Here is a 17,173-nt window from a genome sequence, read left to right on the forward strand (position 1 = left end):
TTACCGCCCATGACCAAACCATCTTATTTACACTTCGTGCTTGGGGCCGTTGCCGGCTCCTGCTGTGGCGTGTGGGTACGCGCCATTGGCGGCTTGGCGTTGAATGGTTTCGCTGATTGGCATCACGTGGAGTATTTGCTGCTCGACACGTTGCTTGTTCCCAAGCTCATTGCCTACGCTCTTCTCGCCTTCATCATCTTGGGCTCGCCAGTTTTTTTGTGGGCTCGCCGTAACAACAAGCTGTCTCTCTTATTGTTTGCCTCTCTCGCTGCATTGGCAGGTTGGTTCGCCGCATTTCCCGATCTTCTCATCCCGTCATGGGCACTCATTTATCTGTTCGCGGGGTTCGTGGCCGGTTCGGTAGCATATGCCACAACATGGGCTCTAACATTCCGCTTCAGGAGGGACGCGCCGCAAGCTGCGCGCCCCTGAGCTAAACGTTGGGCCGCAATATCGTGACCGCGCTATTCGAATCGCTACCTCCGAATGTTCAGGCACTTCTGGGCGTCCTGTTGTTTGGTGTCGTTTTGGCTGTGCAGCACCTATCTGCTCTGCAGGAGCTTCGGCGCCCTGATGGCGTTGGTCGGGCAATTTTCTACTGGGTATTTGGCGTATTTGTTTTGTTCTTTGGCCTAGCAGCCTCGACAGAACAGCCAATTGCCTTCGCTGCCAATCTCTTGGTTGGCTTCATATATCTTGGCGTCGCCGCAAAGGCCTACCTTGACCAAAAAGCCAACACGCCAACTGCGCCTCAAAACCATGAAATCCACTAGCCGCCAGCCCAACAATCCGCTCCACCGGACCGTCGGCCAGCTTCGCTGCCCGCCGTCCGGTGAGCTTCAACGTTAGGCGCCAGGATGGGTGAGATGAATTCTGAACTAACGCAGTTCTTAAGTACGGCCGAGAAAAGCCTTGCTGAACATTTGTCCTTGAAACCAGATAGTCCGAACAAACGGCTGTTGGAGCTTTATGCGCACGTTAAATCCGGGAGAACTTCTCCACTTGGTTTTCCTGATGCTCGGCTTTTGTTTTGGGATAGCCCCGAGGATGAAATTGAGGAGCGGTGTTTGAGTGATGCACTTGCAGTCTTCCAGTTTGTTAAGGGGCGTTAGCTTGAGCGTTTCGCCTAACTTTTCGGTCAAGCGGACCTGCCGCAAACGGCAGTCCGCTTACCTACAACGTTAGGTAGCTCCAATGGATGCCAGCCTCAACACGCAAAGCAAGTCCTGTGGCCTCGTGATGAAAGACATTGAGATATTCGAAGATGGCTCAGGCGGCGTATGTATTCTCGAAATTCAGTCTGCACCGTTCGCTGCATCGACACGCTTCTTCTTTGATTCTCCCCCGCCAGGTGCGTTTGTTGAAAACTTGGCCGCCCTTGACCGAAGCCTTTTAGGCGAAGCGAAACTAGGGCAGCAGTTTGAAGATCCTCATTTCATGTTCCGAGGTAATGGGCGGGGCCAAATCACAGTCAGCGGTCTGCTCGTCGATACCACCGAGCACTGGCAAAAGCTGGAGTTTTCCTTTGCCACGGACCAAACCGCTCTTGGGCCTTTCTTGGCTGAATTAAGGAGGGTTGTAGATGCCGCCGCTACCTAACATTCCAATGCACCGGACCTTCGGCAAGCTACGCTTGCCGAAGGTCCGGTGATTTTCAACGTTGGGCTTCATGAAAATGGACCTGTCTCGTGCTGAAGAATTGGTAGGGGTTCCGCTGGAAACGGTGGCAACGGCTATTACCCTGATCGAAGGTCAAAGCTATATCGAGTTGCGTGCAAAAGGTATCTCTTGTGTATCCGAAGACAACGCGACAGTAACGGCTGTGCAGCTACATAGCTTCGGTCATGAGCGCTACTCCCGGTATACGGGTGTTCTCCCAGGCAACCTCGAATTTATGATGGGGAGGTCTCAGGTGAGAGCTTCTCTCGGAACTCCTCAGCAAAGCGGCGAAGCAAGTGCAGTCCCGATTCTCGGGGCAAAGCCGCCGTGGGACGCTTTTGTCATTGGCCTACTTAGAGTGCATATTGAGTACACGGATACATGCGATTCAATAGGCATGGTCACACTTACAAAGCACGTCAAGTGAACAACCACATCTGGCCCAACAATCCGGTCCAGCGGACCGTCAAAAAGCTGCGCTTTTTGCCGTCCGCTGACCTTCCACGTTATGCGGCATGTCCGCCTCTGATGATTTGCGCAATATGACCCCTCAAGAATCCCTTGTCTTCTTCGCTACCCAAGTTCAGCGCTCGTCCAATGGTCTCGCTGTTGCGCATGCGTCCCGTAATTGGCAACTCGCTGCCCTGAATTACCGCCAAATCTTCAAGTGTCACCTCATGCGTGGACTCATTTCATGGCGGATACATCAAAATCCGAAGGAGCACCTCTGCAACGCAATTTCCGTTGCGGCTGAAGGCATCCGCACCCTTCGTAGTTTGTCTCAATCGCTCAATGCTGAGGAGAGTCTTCCTGTTGCGAAAGCGGCTCTTCTTGCCTGTCTAACAGGCGAGAACTTCGATACCACAGACATTGTTGCGGAAACCTGGGCGTGCGATTCACAGCTTGATCTGTTGCTAGCCACCTCTAACCCAAATGATTCCAAGGCAAATGTTCTGATCGCCTCGCTTCGCGAGGCCAAGCGAACATCTCTCGCGGCAGAGACCTATCAGAACTACTTCGACATACTTGCGTCCGCAGGCGATTCCGAGAAGATTGAAGACCTGACAAACGAAGGAGAGGTTCTTTTCGCTAAGCGTGCCCGTGATTCGTTCTTTGCTGGTGGCGATCAAACCGAAGGCGGAGGGCCAGACAACAATCTTGTCGTTGATTTTCGCCTTGCTGTTGCCCTAAAGCGGGCCGGTGGGCATAGCAGTTCGCTTCATGCATGGGCTTGGTAGCTTGCCATGTACCATTGCCGCATAACCCATCATTCCACCGGACCTGCGCGAAAAGCCGCGCAGGCCGGTGAATTCAGACGTTAGGCGACAAAATAGGAACGCACATGACGGACCAATGGCTTATGCGGGTCGAGGGTGGTCTCGCCGCGCACTTCAAAATGCCCAATGGGCCAAGCAAGCCTGGTGTTCATTGGGCTATCGGACTAAAGAATGGAGAGCAAACCTACAAGGTTCTGGTCAAAGCGCTGTTCGCCGACGATGCGACGCCTGAAACGAAGAAGAATCAGGAGTATCAGGCGCAAGTCGCTATGCAGTACCTAAACGACAAACTCAACAGCGGGTGGCAACCAACGCAGGAAATGGAGCACACCATCTACATCAGTAACCCATTGGGAACATCGCATGTGTCCCCGAACAAACCGTGGTGGAAGCTCTGGTGAGTTTGTCGCCCAACCCGGCAGTTGAGCGGACCTGCGCGAAAAGCCGCGCAGGCCGCTCACTTCTACGTTAGGGCCATATGTCATCGAACCTGAGGAGCTTTCTATCTTTGCTTGGCCTCGTGGGCCTATTGGCTTGCGCTCTCTTGTTCGTTTACTTTCCTGCGGTACCAACCTCGCTTCTTGGTTGGGTGGCCCTGGTTCTTGTTGGCCTTCCATCGTGGTTTGCACTTGAGTGGGTGGGGACAACTGTGCTTGGGTCACAATTCTTTTCTCGCCTTTCCCGTCCAATGCGCATACTTCTGGCGGTTCCGGTCCTTGCCGCAATCATGGTTCTAGCTGTTGTCGTTGGCCAACTTGTCCAGCGCCTAGTTAGTTCGGCCGGTCTCTAACATGGCGCTCAACCTCGCTCCCTTCGGTCGCTGGACGCTGCGCCATAAAGCCGCGCAGCGCCGGTTAGCTCTACGTTGAGCGTCAGAATCAGTGGAGTTCTTGCATGTCATTTAAGTGGCTTAACAAACAAGGCGTCGAGTCAGATTCCGGATTCATAGTTCAGTTTACCGGTCGGTTTACTTGTGAATACACAGAAAATGGCCGCGTTCTTGAAATTGAAGTCGAAGATGGAGAGAAAGCTGGACGACCTTGCATCAATATTAAACATGATGCATTCGCTAAATGGGGAAAGCTAAGGGCGTTTCACGAGGCAACAGAGCAGGAGCAAGAAAGGCTCATGAACAACTTCAAAGCCGCCATGGCCTTTCAGGGGCTTGAGGTTGAGGTTTTCTGATGCCCTCTCTGCCAACGATGCCGCCCAACCCGGCAGTCGAGAGGGACAGCCAAAAAGCTGCGCTTTTTGGTCCCCTCCGCGCTTCGCGCTCCGGCTGCCCCTCACTTCGACGTTAGACATTCGATTTTCATGGCCGACACTCGAAAGCCCGCTAAGGACGTCGCACAAAACAGAGGCAATGGCGCTTTCTGGATAGATCATGCTGTCGTGACAGCAAGTGATTTGTCTTGGCTGAAGGACGCCAAAGCACTGACTTTGTGGAACGTATCTTTACCTCCGGGATTCTTGGCAACGCTCCCTTATCTTGAAGGGCTGGATTGGCACGGCGGCTCGGCGAGTAGCTTGGCTTTGTTGGAAGGCGTGAGTGGCCTGGGGTATCTAATAGTCAATCAGGTGCGCGGCTTGACTGACATTTCTCACTTAGCATCACTACCAACACTCAAGCTTTTGTCACTTTACGGGTTGTCAAAAGTAACGGAGCTGCCATCACTTCAACCGCTCCACAACTTGCAGCGCTTGGAGCTTGGTCAAATGAAGTCACTAGGTTCTATTGGCCCTGCACTTGATGCGCCAAATTTGCGTGAGCTACTGCTTACGAAGCAAATCGGCATAACGTCAGAAGATGTTGCAGCCATTCGGCTGCACAAGTGTCTATCCCGCTTTCGCTGGGATGCCATCGACGTACCAAACAAAGTGTGGGAGCCAGTCGTCTCTCAAGTTGGTCTGCCGTCAGCCAAAGCCGAGTTTCCGCATGAATGGTATGCGGCCAATGTCTAACCCTGCAGTCGAGCGGGACAGCCACAAGCTGCGCTTGTGGCTCCCTACGCTTCGCTCCGGCTGCCCCTCACTTCTACGTTAGCGGTATGGCGCTTGCTCTCACTCTCATCGTCGTGGCCATAGCCATCATTCTGAACATCATTGCAGCGCGCCGAGTGGCCAAGAGCTCGTACTATGAGTCAAACCAGAAAAGGGCTCAGTACTGGTTAATCTGGTTGTTGCCGATTGTTGGAGCTACGCTTGCTTTCGCTTTGGCTAAAGAAGAAAAATCTGAACGAGTCACAACAGATTTAACAGAGTCGCGGGTAGAAGGTGACGCCTCTATTCGCCTTGATAGCGCTACAGGCAATCCATTTAGTGACCATGCAAGTCACGACTAAGGTTGCCGCTAACATCCCAGTCAACCGGACCGCCGAACACCTGCGTTTGGGTTTCCACAACCCGGCCCGCGCGGCGTCCGGTTACTTTCTGCGTTAGAAACCATGGATAGATCAGTGGAAGACCTCATCAATGAGGCGCTCATTGAAGTTAGCGCCCTGATGCGCGAGGAGTTCTTGAAAAACGCGCCAATAACACTAGGAAGCGCTCTCGATCAGTCAGGTCTAGAAAACGGCGCTGAAATTGTTATTGACTATCTACAGCATGGAGAAGCGGGAGTCGCTTATGAGCATTTGCTTTATATGGTCAAGGAGCCGCCGCTTGAAATCACAGATGAGTGTTTCAAGCTCATAGCCCGTGCAGGTCAGGCATTAGGCTTTGAGGCAAGCTCATGGCAAGCGTTGCGTGTTGGTTCCTAACAATGCGCTCAACTACCGCTCACTTCGTTCGCTGGACGCTGCGTGAAAAGCCACGCAGATCAATCTCTTCCACGTTGGGCATTTGATGACTCCCGATGAACTGAAGCGTGACTTCATTCAGCAGGTAGCGGAAAGCGGCTGGCTACGGTTATCAGTTCGTCTGATTATCTGGAGTGGGCAAGAACCCCAATCTCGCTGGCAGCTGGTCGGGGTATTTCCAACGGGAATAGACACCGAGGAAGTGCAGGAAGCGATTAACGCAATCCTGCACGATCCCCGCTACTTTGGCGTGTGCACCGAGTGCAACGAGCGCCAGCCCTCGGGCTGGATGATCAGCGACGACCTGTGCCAATCCTGCGCGTCACAACATCATCAGGTTCTATTCTGATCGGGAAAATTGCGAGGGGAGCGCCCCTCACTCCCCCGCCACATCCGCTCCGGGCGGCGGAGTGAAACGGAAGAGGCCGGGGGCCAGGGACGGGTTGCGTTCGACCCGGTTGAAGATGAGGGCGGTGGTCTGGCCGAAGCTGTCGAGCAGTTCCATGGCCCGCAGGTTGTCGCCGGCAAAGCCGAGGCGGACTTTTTCGAAGCCGGAGTCGGCGCTCCTGGGGGTGGCTTCGACCCATTCCAGGCCGTCTTTCTCGCCGCCTTCGGCCAGGGTGAAGTTCTTTTCCAGGGAGGCGGAGCCTTCGCCGGCCAGCAGGGCGGCCGGAGTGGCGCCCAGGGTCTTGCCCATTTTCTTCACGGTCACCTGCTTCAGTTCCGGGTCGTAGATCCAGAATTTTTCGCCGTCGCCCACCATCAGCTGGGGATAGGGCTTTTCCACCTGCCAGCGGAACTTGCCGGGGCGCTGGAACATCATCAGGCCGGCGGAGTTCTGGGGCTTGCGGCCGCTCTTGGCCACCACAGACTGGACGAACTCGGCCCGCAGGCTGCGGGTGTTGTCGAGGAAGGACTTGAGCTTGGCGACGCCGGAGGCCTGGGCGGCGCCGGGCAGCAGGGCGGCGGCCAGGAGGGCCGCCAGCAGGAACTTGGGGGGAGTTTTCATCATTCTTCCGTCTTGCGGCCCAGCACTTCGCGCCCGCCGCGGCCATCCATGGCGGAGACCAGGCCGGCCCGCTCCATGGCTTCGATGAGGCGGGAGGCCCGGTTGTAGCCGATGCGCAGGTTGCGCTGGACCAGGGAAATGGAGGCCCGGCGGGTCTTGAGGACGATCTCCACGGCCTGGTCGTACATGGGGTCGTTTTCGGGATCGTCGCCGCCCTCGCCGTCGCCACCGCCATCTTCGTCACCGCCGGCACCGCTGAGCACATCCTCGATGTAATCGGGGGCGCCGGTCTTTTTCAGGTATTCGACCACGTGGTGCACTTCGTCGTCGGCGACGAAGGCGCCGTGCACCCGGGTGGGGTAGCCGCTGCCCGGCGTCAGGTAGAGCATGTCACCCTGGCCCAGCAAGGCTTCGGCGCCCATCTGGTCGAGGATGGTGCGGGAGTCGATCTTGCTGGAGACCTGGAAGGAGATGCGGGTGGGGATGTTGGCCTTGATCAGGCCGGTGATCACATCCACGCTGGGCCGCTGGGTCGCCAGGATGAGGTGGATGCCGGCGGCCCGGGCCTTCTGGGCCAGGCGGGCGATCAGTTCTTCCACCTTCTTGCCCACCACCATCATCAAGTCCGCCAGCTCGTCGATGACCACCACGATGTAGGGCAGTTCGGTCAGAGGCTCGGGGGATTCGGGGGTGATGGAGAGCGGGTTGGGAATCTTTTGCTCGTTCTTCTCCGCCTCACGGATCTTGGCGTTGAAGCCGGCCAGGTTGCGCACGCCCATGGCGCTCATCAGCTTGTAGCGCTTTTCCATCTCGCCGACGCACCAGTTGAGCGCGTTGGCGGCCTGGCGCATGTCGGTCACCACCGGCGCCAGCAGATGGGGAATGCCTTCGTAGATGGAGAGTTCCAGCATCTTCGGGTCCACCAGGATGAGGCGCACATCCTTGGCGGTGGACTTGTAGAGCAGGGACAGGATCATGGCGTTGATGCCCACCGACTTGCCGGAACCGGTGGTGCCGGCCACCAACAGATGGGGCATCTTGGCCAGGTCGGCCACGGTGGCCTGGCCGCCGATGTCCTTGCCCAGAGCCACGGTGAGGGGCGAGGCCATGTCGTAATAGGCCTTGCTGGAAAGGATTTCCGAGAGGCGCACGGCCTGGCGCTTGGGATTGGGCAGTTCCAGGGCCATGCAGGATTTGCCCGGCACCGTCTCCACCACCCGCACCGAGATGAGGGCCAGGGCCCGGGCCAGGTCCCGCGCCAGATTGACGATCTGGGCGCCCTTGACGCCCACCGCGGGCTCGATTTCGTAGCGGGTGATGACCGGGCCGGGGTAGGCGGCCAGCACCTTCACCTGGACGCCGAAGTCGGCCAGCTTGCGTTCGATGAGGCGGGAGGTGAATTCCAGGGTGTCCGCCGCCGGCAGGTCGGTCTGGGGCGGCGCCGGGTCCAGCAGGTGCAGGGGCGGCAGCTGGCCGCCCTCCACCGCCTCGGGGAAGAGGGGCGTCTGGCGCTCCCGCTCGATGCGTTTTTCCACCTTGGTGGAGACTTCGATCTCGGGCTCGACGATTTCGATGCGGATGGGCTCGTGATCTTCCACCCGGGCCCGCTCCACTTCCACCACTGCTTCCCGCTCCCGGGCCACTTCGCGGCCGATGCGCTGGTCCTGCCAGCGCTCGATGAGGCCGCGGATGCCGAAATAGGTGCCTTCCACCAGGGTGCCCAGACGCTCGAAGGTGGACAGCCAGCTCATGCCGGAAAAGAGGCTCCAGCCCAGCACCACGCCGGTGAGCAGGACCAGGGTGGCGCCGGTGTAGCCGAGGGCGGCGACGGCGGCATTGCCAAGTTCCAGGCCCAGCATGCCGCCGGGCACCAGGGGCAGGGGCGTACGCAGGGTGTAGAAACGGATGGCTTCGAGGCCGCAGCTGGCCACCAGCAGGATGAGGAAGCCGATGGCGGCGACGATCAGGGGGCGGCGGTCGCCGTTGCCGCGCAGGCCGTCGAGGCGGCGGTAGCCCCACCACACCAGGGCCAGCATGAGGGTGACCCACCACCAGGCGGAAGCGCCGAAGAGATAGAGCAGAAGGTCGGAGAGCCAGGCGCCGAAACGGCCGGCGGGGTTGTGCAGGGCGTCCACCTGGGCCGCATGGGACCAGCCCGGGTCGGCCCGGTCGTAGCCCCACAGGGCCAGGGAGAGGAAGCCGGCGAACACCACCAGCGCCAGCCAGCGGGATTCCTGCAGGATGACGGCAATCTTTTCCGGCAGGGGGCTGGGGGACTTATCGGAGTTGCGACGGGCGGATTGGGGGACGGCCATTGGCGGCGAACAGTTGGTAGGTTCGCCCGATTATAACGGCAAGCGCCCCTTAGATTTCGTGCAGGACAATGCGGCCGTCCTGAACTTCGATGTAACCGCTGGTTTCCAGGTCCTTCATCACCCGGCTGACCATTTCCCGGGAGGCGCCGATCATCTTGGCGATATCCTGCTTGGTCAGCTTGCGGGTGACGATGCGCCGGCCTTCCTGCATCTCGGAAAACTCCAGCAGCAGCTTGGCGACCCGGCCGAAAACGTCCATCAGGGCCAGGCTTTCGATCTTGCGGTCGGCTTCCCGCAGGCGCTGCACCAGGCTGCGCAGCAGGTAGAAGGTCAGATCCACGTGCTCGGTGAGGAGGCGGCGGAACTCGGCCTTGGCGATGATCAGCACCTCGCACACTTCCAGGGCCACCACGTTGGCGGAACGGGGCTCGCCATCGAGCAGGCCCATTTCGCCGAAGAACTCGCCGGTGCCGAGGATGGCCAGGATCACTTCCCGCCCTTCCTCATCGCTGTTGAGCACCTTGATGCTGCCCGAGATGAGGATGTAGAGGGAGTCCGTGACGTCGCCGGCCCGCACAATGGTCGTACCCCGGGTCACCTTGCGATAGGTGGATACCCGGGCCAGATGTTCCAGTTCGCTGTCCGGCACACGCTCAAACATGGGCAAGCCCCGGAGCGTGGCGAGGCTTAGTCCTCTCCCAACCTGCATACTCAGCCTTATTTTTGCTTGTGGTGTGGATAAATCAGCGCCGATTATATGCCAAATCCGTCACGCGCCACCGCCGCCGGCGAGTTCGGTTACAGCCCCCCCGCTTTCGCTATAATTTCCCCCCGACCCGAAAATCCGACCGCGAGAGAAACGCCATGACCACCCAACGCCACAGCCGCCTGCTCATCCTCGGTTCCGGCCCCGCCGGCTACACCGCCGCCGTCTATGCCGCCCGCGCCAACCTGAAACCCGTGCTGATCACCGGCCTGGCCCAGGGCGGCCAGCTGATGACCACCACCGAAGTGGACAACTGGCCCGCCGATGCGGCCGGCGTCCAGGGCCCCGAGCTGATGCAGCGTTTCGAGGAGCATGCCCGCCGCTTCGAGACCGAGATCATCTTCGACCACATCCACACCGCCAAGCTGCAGGAAAAGCCCTTCCGCCTCATCGGCGATGCCGGCGAATACACCTGCGACGCCCTCATCATCGCCACCGGCGCCTCCGCCCAGTACCTGGGCCTGCCCTCCGAAGAGAAGTTCGCCGGCCGCGGCGTCTCCGCCTGCGCCACCTGTGACGGCTTCTTCTACCGCAACCAGGCCGTGGCCGTGGTCGGTGGCGGCAACACCGCCGTGGAAGAGGCCCTGTACCTGGCCAACATCGCCAGCCACGTCACCGTGATCCACCGCCGCAACAAGTTCAAGTCCGAAAAGATCCTCCAGGACAAGCTGATGAAGAAGGTGGAAGAAGGCAAGGTCACCGTGCTGTGGGATTCCACCCTGGAAGAAGTGCTGGGCGACGATTCCGGCGTCACCGGCCTCAAGGTGAAGAACGTCAATACCGGTGCCACCCAGGAAGTGCCAGTCATGGGCGTCTTCATCGCCATCGGCCACAAGCCCAACACCGAGCTGTTCGAGGGCCAACTGGAGCTGGAAAACGGCTACATCGTGACCCAGTCCGGCCGCGCCGGTAACGCTACCCAGACCAGCATCACCGGCGTCTTCGCTGCCGGCGACGTGCAGGACCACATCTACCGCCAGGCCTGCACCTCCGCCGGCACCGGCTGCATGGCCGCCCTGGACGCCGAACGCTACCTGGACGGCCTGGAGCAGGCGTAAGCCCCGGAACAGCGCTCCATGAAGCCTGCCAAGCCGGCCGCCGCCGGCTCCCCCTTTCAGGTCCTGCGGGACCTGAAAGGCCATCTGGAGCCCGCCAAACAGGCCAAAGCCGCCCCCCCCGCCGCACCGGCACCATCTGCCATGCCCGCGCCGCCGCCTGTATCCACGGCCGGGGACGAGGATGCCGCCCTGCTAGCCCAGGCCTTCGCCGGCGCCAAGCCCCTGGCCCGGGACAACCACGCCCGTCTGGACAAGCCCAAGCCGGCCCCCAAGCCCCGTCCCCGGCTGCAGGATGAGACGGATAGCGCCCCGACGCCCCGACCCCAGCGGATCGACCCCAACGACCCCCTGGCCCTGTTCCGCGCCAGCGTCGGCGAGGTCACCCCGGTCAAGGACACCGGCCGGGCCGAGGTGGGGCCGCGCCTGTCGCGGCAGAAGCGCCAGGCCCAGGCCGCCGCGCCGGCTGCGGAGGCGACGCCGGAGCTGTACATCCCGGACCTGCCGGACGACGACCCGGCCGCCCTCTTCCGCCGCGCCGCCGGCCCGGTGACGCCCCTGGCGGACAAGAACCAGGCGGCCCTCAACAAGCCCCTGCCGGCGGCCCGCCCCCGGCCCCGGGAGGAAGCCGAGCCGCCGGCAGCCACGCCGGCACCGGCCCACCCGCCCCTGTCCGACCGGGCCGACACCGCCGCCGAGGGCGAGCACCTGCGTCCCGGCGCCCCCGGCCGCCTGCTGGCGGACCTGCGCCGGGGCCGCATTCCGGTGGAAACGGAAGTCGACCTGCACGGCTACACCCGGGACGAAGCCCGGGACTTCCTCAGCGCCGCCCTGGCCCGCTGCGGCCGCCGCGGCCAACGCTGCCTGCGGGTGATCCACGGCAAGGGCCTGAGCTCCCCCGGCGGCGAATCCCTACTGAAGAACCTGACCCGCAACTGGCTGGCCCAGCACCCGGAAGTGCTGGCCTTCTGCGAAGCCAAGCCGGCGGACGGCGGCAGCGGCGCCCTGCTGGTGCTGCTGCGCAATCCCCGCCGGGAGGGCGCCACGGCGGACGATTCCCGGGGCTGAAAACCGCCTACCCCGGGAGGCAGCAGGGACGGGCATGGGCGCCTGCCTATGCCGGAGAATGGCTTCCCGCCTGCCTCTGCGGCCATGCCTCCGTAACATGCTTTCCCCATCCCCAAAAAGCAAAGGGCCGCCCCGTGGGACGGCCCTTTTGCCGCACCGGTCCCTGGGGGCCGGCGCCGGCGTGTCTTGCCTCAGATGGCGGCTTCGTCGGTCTCGCCGGTACGGATGCGCACCACCTGCTCCACAGGCATGACGAAAATCTTGCCGTCGCCGATCTTGCCGGTGTGGGCGGCCTTGACGATGGCGTCGATGGCGGGCTCCACCTTGTCGTCGGAGATGATCAGTTCCACCTTGATCTTGGGCAGGAAGTCGACCACGTACTCGGCGCCGCGGTACAGCTCGGTGTGGCCCTTCTGGCGGCCGAAACCCTTGACCTCGGTGACGGTGAGGCCGGTGACGCCGATTTCGGACAGGGCTTCGCGCACTTCGTCGAGCTTGAAGGGCTTGATGATGGCTTCGATCTTTTTCATGAACTCTCCTTATTTAAATTCTTGGGCGGGGCAGCGGGGCATTCCCAACCGAATGCCGTCATCTTCGCGTCGGCTCACCATTCGTCAGCATAACGGTTTGTGATCGGATAGCGCCAGTCCTTGCCGAAGCCCCGCTGGGTGACGCGGATGCCCACCGGGGCCTGGCGCCGCTTGTACTCGCTGATCTTGAGCAGGCGCACCACCCGCCGCACGTCGGCCTCGGCGTAACCCTGGGCGACGATCTCCCGGGGCGACAGGTCCTGCTCCATATAGGCTTCCATGATGGCGTCCAGCACCTCGTAGGGCGGCAGGCTGTCCTGGTCCTTCTGGTCCGGCTTCAGCTCGGCGGAAGGGGGGCGGACGATGATGTTGTCCGGGATGATCTCCCGTTCCCGGTTGATCCAGCGGCACAGGCGATAGACGAAGGTCTTGGCCAGATCCTTGATGACGGCGAAGCCGCCGGCCATGTCGCCGTAGAGGGTGCAGTAGCCCACCGCCATCTCGGACTTGTTGCCGGTGGTCAGCACCAGGCTGCCGCTCTTGTTGGAGATGGCCATCAGGATGTTGCCGCGGATGCGGGCCTGGAGGTTTTCCTCCGTGGTATCGGCAGCGGTGCCGGCGAATTCCTGGGCCAGCATCTCGCCATAGACGCCCATGGCCGGGGCAATGGCGATCTCGTCGTAGCGCACGCCCAGGGTTTCCACCAGCTGGCGGGAATCGTCCAGGCTCATCTGGGCGGTGTAGGGCGAAGGCATCATGATGGCCCGCACCTTGTCGGCCCCCAGGGCCTCGGCTGCCACCACCAGGGTCAGGGCCGAGTCGATGCCGCCGGAAAGGCCGATGACGGCGCCCTTGAAGCCGTTCTTGCCGATGTAGTCGCGCACCCCCAGCACCAGGGCCCGATACACCTGTTCCTCCAGGGCCGGCTCCGGCAGGAGCAGGCCGCTGACGCGGCCGTCGGGAGTCAGCTGCAGCAGCTCCAGGGCTTCCTCGAAACGGGGCAGGCTGGCGCCGACGCTGCCGTCGGCGCACAGGGCCAGGGAGGCGCCGTCGAACACCAGCTCGTCCTGGCCGCCCACCAGATTGTTGTAGATGAGGGGAATCCGGGTCGCCGCCACCCGCTCCCGCAGCACGGCGAGGCGGTCCCCTTCCTTGTTCATGTGATAGGGCGAGGCATTGAGCACCAGCAGGGCCTGGGCCCCGGCCTGGGCCGCCTGCTCCGCCGCCCCTGCCTCCCACACGTCGGCACAGATGTTGAGACCCAGGGTCCAGCCCTTGACCTCGATCAGGCAGGGCTCGCTGCCGGCTTCGAAGTAGCGCTCCTCGTCAAAGACCTCGTAGTTGGGCAGGCGGTGCTTGCGGTAGGTGGCCTGGATGCGGCCGTCCTTCAGGTAGGAGGCGGCGTTGTAGCGCTGGCCGGCCACCTCCAGGGGATGGCCGACGACGATGCCGATCTCCGGCACCTCCGCCGCCAGCAGTTCCAGCTCCCGGGCGCAGGCCCGGTAAAAATCCGGGCGCAGCAGCAGGTCTTCCGGCGGATAGCCGCACAGGCCCAGTTCCGGGCTCAGCATCAGGTCGGCCCCGCGGGCCTGGGCCTGGCGGGCCAGGTCGGCCAGGCGGGAACGGTTGCCGGCCAGGTCGCCGAGAACGGCATTGAACTGGGCGACGGCGACGGCAAGGGCGGAAGTGGGAGCAGCCATGGGCGGACGATCCGGGGAGAAAGGCGTCGGGCGAGGAAGGACGGGAGGCGGACTACGGTAATACTGGGTACAGCAGGAAAGCGGCCGGAGGACAAGCTCCCCCGGCGCCTCGGACAGCTTAGAAGTGGGGCTTTTCGCCGGAAGCGTCGTAACGGGCCACGCCGTCCACGATTTCCTTCTTGGCGGCTTCCAGGTCGCCCCAGCCGGTGACCTTGACCCACTTGTTGGGTTCCAGATCCTTATAGTGCTCGAAGAAGTGCTCGATCATCTTCGGCAGCAGGTCGGGCAGGTCGGAGACGGCCTTGACGTTATCGTAGATGGAGGTCAGCTTGGACACGGGCACTGCCAGGACCTTGGCGTCCAGACCGGCTTCGTCTTCCATGTGCAGGATGCCGATGGGGCGGCAGCGCACCACCACGCCGGGGTGCAGGGGATAGGGAGTCACCACCAGCACGTCCACGGGGTCACCGTCGTCGGACAGGGTGTGGGGCACAAAGCCGTAGTTGCAGGGGTAGTGCATGGGGGTGGACATGAAACGGTCCACCAGCACGGCGCCGGAATCCTTGTCCAGTTCGTACTTGATGCCGGGCGCCCGTGCGGGAATCTCGATGACCACGTTGAAGTCGTTGGGGACGTCCTTGCCGATGGACAGTGCGTCGATGTTCATGAATCAGTCTCCTTATAAAAGTCCCTAATTATACGTCAGGCGCTCCCTCGACGCGGCACCAAATGCCGGGAAATCCCGGAAAAACAAGGCTCCGCCCCCCTATTGCGCAGCAACAAAAGCAGTTGACACAAATTCTCACAATCTGCAGAATGAGAATTGTTGTCATTTAATAACCATTCCCAGGAAACCGCTCGCCATGCTGGTACCAGCCATGCCGTATTCCTGCCCGACCGACTCCGGCTGGCTTTCCCGGAGTCCCTGGGTCGGCGCCGCCGTGCTGCTGCACGGTGCCGCCCTGGCCTGGGCGTTGGGCACGGCACAGCCAAGCCCCATTGAAGCCCCCCAGGTGATGAGCATCGCGCTCGTCACCCCGGCTCCGGAGCCCGCCGCCAAACCCACGCCGACGCCTCCGCCGCCCAAGCCCCAGCCGGTGGTCAAGCAACAGGCGCCGGCCCCCAAGGCGGTGAAGAGCGAACCGGCCCCGGCGCCGACGCCCGCCTCCATCACCTCCTCCGCGCCGCCGCCCCCGGCGCCCGCCGCCGCGCCCCCCGGACCGGCCGCCCCGGCGCCCGTGGTGGAGGCCAAGTTCGACGCCGACTACCTGCAGAACCCCAAGCCCACCTATCCGCCGGCCTCCAAGCGCCTGGGCGAACAGGGCAAGGTCTGGCTGCGGGCCCACGTGCTGCCCAACGGCACCACGGACAACGTCGAACTCAAGCAGACCTCCGGCAGCCCCCGCCTGGACGCCGCCGCCCTCGAGGCGGTGAAGCGCTGGCGCTTCGTGCCCGCCCGCCAGGGCAGCGAAGCCGTGGCCTCCTGGGTCGTCATTCCCGTTTCTTTCAGTTTGGAAAGCTAAGCCATCATGCAAGCCAATTTCGATTTCTCCCATTTCTGGGCCCAGGGCGACGCCGTCTCCCATTTCATTGCCATCGTCCTGCTGGTCCTCTCCGTCGCCAGCTGGGCCGTGATCCTGGGCAAGGGCTGGAAACTGTGGCGCCTGCGCCACGCCGCCCCGGTGGCCATCGACAGCTTCTGGCACGCCTCCACCCTGCAGGAAGGCCTGGACCGCCTGGAACCCGCCGCCCCGTTCGCCGACCTGGCCCGCCGCGGCAGCCAGGCCGTCAGCCACTTTGAAAGCCATTCCGGCAGCGCCCCCCACCTGGATTCCCACCTCTCCGCCAGCGAACTGGTGACCCGGGCCCTGCGCCAGGGCATCGCCCGCACCACCAGCCACCTGGAAGGCGGCCAGACCCTGCTCGCCTCCATCGGCTCCACCGCTCCCTTCATCGGCCTGTTCGGCACCGTCTGGGGCATCTACCACGCCCTGGCCACCATCGGCATGACCGGCCAGTCCAGCCTGGACAAGGTGGCAGGCCCCGTCGGCGAGGCCCTGATCATGACTGCCGCCGGCCTCTTCGTTGCCATTCCCGCGGTGCTGGCCTACAACACCTTCAACCGCAACCTGCGCGTCATCGGCGGCGACCTGGACGCCTTCGCCCACGACCTGCACACCTTCCTCACCACCGGCCACCACATGGCCGAATCCCCCGTGGTTCCCCACGGCCGCGGCAACGCCGGCGCCCGCAAGCTGGCCGAGGTGGCTTAAATGGCTTTCGGCGGATTCGAATCGGGCCCCTCCCAGCCCATGGCCGACATCAACACCACGCCCCTGGTGGATGTGATGCTGGTGCTGCTGATCATTTTCATCGTCTGCGCCCCCCTGATGACCCAGGCCATCAAGGTGGACCTGCCCCAGGCCAGCGCCGCCCCGGCGGACCCCAAGCCGGACACCGTGCAGGTGGCCCTGGATGCGGCAGGCAAGCTGTACTGGAACAAGACGGAAATCAACGCTGAGGAGATGGTGGCCCGCTTCTCCGGCGCCGCCGCCCAGAATCCCCAGCCGGAAGTCCATCTCTCCGCCGACAAGGAAACGCGCTACCAGCGCGTGGCCGAAGTGATGGCGGCAGCGAAGGAGGCCGGCATCGTCAAACTCGGTTTCGTCACCCAACCTGGAGGCACCCATGAACCACGCCGATGAGCTCAAGCCCACCCTGGCCGTCGTCACGGTGGACAACCCGCCCGCCGGGCAAGCCCCGGTGGTGGCCAGCCGGCAGCTGTTCCGCGGCAACAACACGGTCCGCATCGAACACGGCGGCCAGTGCTACCTGCTCCGCCTGACCCGTGAGAACAAGCTGATTCTGACCAAGTAAAGAGCAACGCTTCACCCTCGACGCATCACCCTCTTGCCGCCAGCCAGCCCCCGGGCGAGCCAGCCTTCTTTTTTTGAGGTCCCGGTACCGGCTCCGCGCTGGCGCCTCCCTTTTCCTCG

24 protein-coding genes are annotated in these 17,173 nt (G+C 62.2%); 18 read left to right on the plus strand and 6 right to left on the minus strand.

Annotated features, from left to right (window positions below; all coding sequences use genetic code 11):
* Nucleotides 1-9 precede the first annotated feature (9 nt).
* The 12 genes from EV678_RS14180 (at nt 10) to EV678_RS14235 (ending at nt 6,083) form a co-directional block, all read left to right on the plus strand.
* Complete coding sequence (locus tag EV678_RS14180; protein WP_130459985.1) at nt 10-432, plus strand: hypothetical protein; 423 nt, start codon at nt 10-12, stop codon at nt 430-432.
* An 8-nt stretch (nt 433-440) separates the two neighbouring features.
* Nucleotides 441-773: a hypothetical protein gene (locus EV678_RS14185; protein ID WP_130459986.1), complete on the plus strand. Its 333-nt coding sequence runs from the start codon at nt 441-443 to the stop codon at nt 771-773.
* A 93-nt stretch (nt 774-866) separates the two neighbouring features.
* Nucleotides 867-1,112 (plus strand): hypothetical protein, encoded by a 246-nt coding sequence (locus EV678_RS14190; protein WP_130459987.1) that lies wholly within the window; start codon nt 867-869, stop codon nt 1,110-1,112.
* A gap of 82 nt (nt 1,113-1,194) precedes the next feature.
* Nucleotides 1,195-1,599, plus strand: a complete 405-nt coding sequence (locus EV678_RS14195; RefSeq protein WP_130459988.1) for a hypothetical protein — start codon at nt 1,195-1,197, stop codon at nt 1,597-1,599.
* A gap of 70 nt (nt 1,600-1,669) precedes the next feature.
* The gene (locus EV678_RS14200; RefSeq protein ID WP_130459989.1) at nt 1,670-2,086 is read left to right on the plus strand and encodes a hypothetical protein; all 417 of its coding nucleotides are present in this window, start codon (nt 1,670-1,672) and stop codon (nt 2,084-2,086) included.
* Nucleotides 2,087-2,174: 88 nt separating this feature from the next.
* Nucleotides 2,175-2,897 (plus strand): hypothetical protein, encoded by a 723-nt coding sequence (locus EV678_RS14205; protein ID WP_130459990.1) that lies wholly within the window; start codon nt 2,175-2,177, stop codon nt 2,895-2,897.
* 104 nt (nt 2,898-3,001) lie between these two features.
* A complete protein-coding gene (locus tag EV678_RS14210) occupies nt 3,002-3,337 on the plus strand; it encodes a hypothetical protein (RefSeq protein WP_130459991.1) in 336 nt (111 codons plus the stop codon).
* 493 nt (nt 3,338-3,830) lie between these two features.
* Complete coding sequence (locus EV678_RS14215; RefSeq protein ID WP_130459992.1) at nt 3,831-4,121, plus strand: hypothetical protein; 291 nt, start codon at nt 3,831-3,833, stop codon at nt 4,119-4,121.
* Between the two features lie 129 nt (nt 4,122-4,250).
* Complete coding sequence (locus EV678_RS14220) at nt 4,251-4,898, plus strand: leucine-rich repeat domain-containing protein (RefSeq protein WP_130459993.1); 648 nt, start codon at nt 4,251-4,253, stop codon at nt 4,896-4,898.
* A gap of 86 nt (nt 4,899-4,984) precedes the next feature.
* Entirely contained in the window at nt 4,985-5,278 is a 294-nt protein-coding gene (locus tag EV678_RS14225; RefSeq protein ID WP_130459994.1) for a hypothetical protein, read from the plus strand.
* Nucleotides 5,279-5,392: 114 nt separating this feature from the next.
* Nucleotides 5,393-5,695, plus strand: coding sequence for a hypothetical protein (locus EV678_RS14230; RefSeq protein ID WP_207222276.1), 303 nt, complete (start codon nt 5,393-5,395; stop codon nt 5,693-5,695).
* A gap of 85 nt (nt 5,696-5,780) precedes the next feature.
* Nucleotides 5,781-6,083 (plus strand): hypothetical protein, encoded by a 303-nt coding sequence (locus EV678_RS14235; RefSeq protein WP_130459996.1) that lies wholly within the window; start codon nt 5,781-5,783, stop codon nt 6,081-6,083.
* 27 nt (nt 6,084-6,110) lie between these two features.
* Here EV678_RS14235 and lolA read toward each other — a convergent pair whose 3' ends face one another.
* Genes lolA through EV678_RS14250 form a run of 3 tightly spaced genes read right to left on the minus strand, consistent with a single transcriptional unit; the run spans nt 6,111 to nt 9,767 of the window.
* Entirely contained in the window at nt 6,111-6,743 is a 633-nt protein-coding gene (lolA, locus tag EV678_RS14240) for an outer membrane lipoprotein chaperone LolA (RefSeq protein WP_130459997.1), read from the minus strand.
* Nucleotides 6,743-9,058, minus strand: a complete 2,316-nt coding sequence (locus tag EV678_RS14245; protein ID WP_130459998.1) for a DNA translocase FtsK — start codon at nt 9,056-9,058, stop codon at nt 6,743-6,745. The genes lolA and EV678_RS14245 overlap by 1 nt, the downstream gene beginning before the upstream one ends.
* Nucleotides 9,059-9,107: 49 nt before the next feature.
* Nucleotides 9,108-9,767, minus strand: a complete 660-nt coding sequence (locus EV678_RS14250; protein WP_014236776.1) for a Crp/Fnr family transcriptional regulator — start codon at nt 9,765-9,767, stop codon at nt 9,108-9,110.
* Nucleotides 9,768-9,922: 155 nt separating this feature from the next.
* Here EV678_RS14250 and trxB point away from each other — a divergent pair, with 155 nt between their 5' ends.
* Both trxB and EV678_RS16200 read left to right on the plus strand, forming a co-directional pair.
* Nucleotides 9,923-10,882, plus strand: a complete 960-nt coding sequence (gene trxB, locus EV678_RS14255) for a thioredoxin-disulfide reductase (protein ID WP_014236775.1) — start codon at nt 9,923-9,925, stop codon at nt 10,880-10,882.
* Nucleotides 10,883-10,900: 18 nt separating this feature from the next.
* A complete protein-coding gene (locus tag EV678_RS16200) occupies nt 10,901-11,947 on the plus strand; it encodes a Smr/MutS family protein (protein ID WP_235832478.1) in 1,047 nt (348 codons plus the stop codon).
* Between the two features lie 191 nt (nt 11,948-12,138).
* Here EV678_RS16200 and glnK read toward each other — a convergent pair whose 3' ends face one another.
* The 3 genes from glnK to ppa form a co-directional block, all read right to left on the minus strand.
* Nucleotides 12,139-12,477 carry a P-II family nitrogen regulator gene (gene glnK / locus EV678_RS14265; RefSeq protein ID WP_014236773.1) on the minus strand — a complete coding sequence of 113 codons (339 nt, stop codon included), beginning with the start codon at nt 12,475-12,477 and terminating at the stop codon, nt 12,139-12,141.
* A gap of 74 nt (nt 12,478-12,551) precedes the next feature.
* Entirely contained in the window at nt 12,552-14,177 is a 1,626-nt protein-coding gene (locus EV678_RS14270; RefSeq protein WP_130459999.1) for an NAD+ synthase, read from the minus strand.
* Between the two features lie 118 nt (nt 14,178-14,295).
* Nucleotides 14,296-14,844, minus strand: a complete 549-nt coding sequence (gene ppa / locus EV678_RS14275) for an inorganic diphosphatase (RefSeq protein ID WP_014236771.1) — start codon at nt 14,842-14,844, stop codon at nt 14,296-14,298.
* Between the two features lie 196 nt (nt 14,845-15,040).
* Between ppa and EV678_RS16500 the strand changes: the two genes are divergently transcribed.
* From EV678_RS16500 to hemP, 4 genes are read left to right on the plus strand one after another with little or no spacing between them, the layout of a single operon-like run.
* On the plus strand, nt 15,041-15,700 hold the full coding sequence (locus EV678_RS16500; RefSeq protein WP_130460000.1) for an energy transducer TonB: 660 nt from the start codon (nt 15,041-15,043) through the stop codon (nt 15,698-15,700).
* Between the two features lie 6 nt (nt 15,701-15,706).
* Entirely contained in the window at nt 15,707-16,450 is a 744-nt protein-coding gene (locus EV678_RS14285; RefSeq protein WP_014236769.1) for a MotA/TolQ/ExbB proton channel family protein, read from the plus strand.
* A complete protein-coding gene (locus tag EV678_RS14290) occupies nt 16,451-16,882 on the plus strand; it encodes an ExbD/TolR family protein (protein WP_130460001.1) in 432 nt (143 codons plus the stop codon).
* The gene (gene hemP / locus EV678_RS14295) at nt 16,866-17,054 is read left to right on the plus strand and encodes a hemin uptake protein HemP (RefSeq protein ID WP_014236767.1); all 189 of its coding nucleotides are present in this window, start codon (nt 16,866-16,868) and stop codon (nt 17,052-17,054) included. Before EV678_RS14290 ends, hemP begins: the two co-directional genes overlap by 17 nt.
* The last annotated feature ends 119 nt before the right edge of the window (nt 17,055-17,173 follow it).

The sequence above is a fragment of the Azospira oryzae genome (genome assembly GCF_004217225.1).
In the GTDB taxonomy this organism is placed as follows: Bacteria; Pseudomonadota; Gammaproteobacteria; order Burkholderiales; family Rhodocyclaceae; genus Azospira; species Azospira oryzae.

Bases quoted from the DNA above. Each gene is read 5' to 3' on its own strand.
- hemP (WP_014236767.1), top strand. From the start codon at position 16,866: ATGAACCACGCCGATGAGCTCAAGCCCACCCTGGCCGTCGTCACGGTG.
- glnK (WP_014236773.1), bottom strand. From the start codon at position 12,477: ATGAAAAAGATCGAAGCCATCATCAAGCCCTTCAAGCTCGACGAAGTG.
- EV678_RS14190 (WP_130459987.1), top strand. From the start codon at position 867: ATGAATTCTGAACTAACGCAGTTCTTAAGTACGGCCGAGAAAAGCCTT.
- EV678_RS14245 (WP_130459998.1), bottom strand. From the start codon at position 9,058: ATGGCCGTCCCCCAATCCGCCCGTCGCAACTCCGATAAGTCCCCCAGC.
- EV678_RS14225 (WP_130459994.1), top strand. From the start codon at position 4,985: ATGGCGCTTGCTCTCACTCTCATCGTCGTGGCCATAGCCATCATTCTG.
- lolA (WP_130459997.1), bottom strand. From the start codon at position 6,743: ATGAAAACTCCCCCCAAGTTCCTGCTGGCGGCCCTCCTGGCCGCCGCC.
- trxB (WP_014236775.1), top strand. From the start codon at position 9,923: ATGACCACCCAACGCCACAGCCGCCTGCTCATCCTCGGTTCCGGCCCC.
- EV678_RS14235 (WP_130459996.1), top strand. From the start codon at position 5,781: ATGACTCCCGATGAACTGAAGCGTGACTTCATTCAGCAGGTAGCGGAA.
- EV678_RS14205 (WP_130459990.1), top strand. From the start codon at position 2,175: ATGTCCGCCTCTGATGATTTGCGCAATATGACCCCTCAAGAATCCCTT.
- EV678_RS14270 (WP_130459999.1), bottom strand. From the start codon at position 14,177: ATGGCTGCTCCCACTTCCGCCCTTGCCGTCGCCGTCGCCCAGTTCAAT.
- EV678_RS16200 (WP_235832478.1), top strand. From the start codon at position 10,901: ATGAAGCCTGCCAAGCCGGCCGCCGCCGGCTCCCCCTTTCAGGTCCTG.
- EV678_RS14285 (WP_014236769.1), top strand. From the start codon at position 15,707: ATGCAAGCCAATTTCGATTTCTCCCATTTCTGGGCCCAGGGCGACGCC.
- EV678_RS16500 (WP_130460000.1), top strand. From the start codon at position 15,041: ATGCTGGTACCAGCCATGCCGTATTCCTGCCCGACCGACTCCGGCTGG.
- EV678_RS14195 (WP_130459988.1), top strand. From the start codon at position 1,195: ATGGATGCCAGCCTCAACACGCAAAGCAAGTCCTGTGGCCTCGTGATG.
- EV678_RS14220 (WP_130459993.1), top strand. From the start codon at position 4,251: ATGGCCGACACTCGAAAGCCCGCTAAGGACGTCGCACAAAACAGAGGC.
- EV678_RS14210 (WP_130459991.1), top strand. From the start codon at position 3,002: ATGACGGACCAATGGCTTATGCGGGTCGAGGGTGGTCTCGCCGCGCAC.
- EV678_RS14250 (WP_014236776.1), bottom strand. From the start codon at position 9,767: ATGCAGGTTGGGAGAGGACTAAGCCTCGCCACGCTCCGGGGCTTGCCC.
- ppa (WP_014236771.1), bottom strand. From the start codon at position 14,844: ATGAACATCGACGCACTGTCCATCGGCAAGGACGTCCCCAACGACTTC.
- EV678_RS14290 (WP_130460001.1), top strand. From the start codon at position 16,451: ATGGCTTTCGGCGGATTCGAATCGGGCCCCTCCCAGCCCATGGCCGAC.
- EV678_RS14200 (WP_130459989.1), top strand. From the start codon at position 1,670: ATGAAAATGGACCTGTCTCGTGCTGAAGAATTGGTAGGGGTTCCGCTG.
- EV678_RS14180 (WP_130459985.1), top strand. From the start codon at position 10: ATGACCAAACCATCTTATTTACACTTCGTGCTTGGGGCCGTTGCCGGC.
- EV678_RS14215 (WP_130459992.1), top strand. From the start codon at position 3,831: ATGTCATTTAAGTGGCTTAACAAACAAGGCGTCGAGTCAGATTCCGGA.